This window comes from Streptomyces sp. NRRL S-37 (genome assembly GCF_000721605.1).
Taxonomy (GTDB): Bacteria; Actinomycetota; Actinomycetes; order Streptomycetales; family Streptomycetaceae; genus Streptomyces.
Genome location: NZ_JOIZ01000100.1, coordinates 1 through 519 on the forward strand (window position 1 = coordinate 1; position 519 = coordinate 519).

At 70.3% G+C, this 519-nt stretch carries 1 protein-coding gene; it reads left to right on the forward strand.

Features of this window, described 5'->3' with window-relative positions; genetic code table 11:
• A partial coding sequence (locus tag IH50_RS38410; protein WP_037873666.1) for a beta-ketoacyl synthase N-terminal-like domain-containing protein occupies positions 1–519 on the forward strand: 519 nt, incomplete at both ends.

Sequence of the window (519 nt, forward strand, 5' to 3'; positions counted from 1 at the left end):
TCTGCTGCTGGAGACGACGTGGGAGGCGATCGAGCGGGCCGGGATGGACCCGGTGTCGCTGCGGGGCAGCCGCACCGGCGTCTTCGCCGGCGTCATGTACAACGACTACGGAAGCATCCTCACCGACGAGCAGTACGAGGGCTACCGCGGCAACGGCAGTGCGGGCAGCATCGCTTCCGGCCGTGTGGCGTACACGTTCGGGTTCGAGGGTCCGGCGGTGACGGTGGACACGGCGTGTTCGTCGTCGTTGGTGGCGTTGCACTGGGCGGCGCAGGCGCTGCGGTCGGGTGAGTGCTCACTCGCCGTGGCCGGAGGCGTCACCGTCATGGCCACGCCCACCGCCTTCGTCGAGTTCTCCCGGCAGGGAGCCCTCTCCACCGACGGACGCTGCAAGGCCTTCTCCGACACCGCCGACGGGGCCGGCTGGTCCGAGGGTGTGGGTGTGCTGGTGCTGGAGCGGTTGTCGGATGCGCGGCGTCATGGGCATCGGGTGTTGGCGGTGGTGCGGGGCAGTGCGGT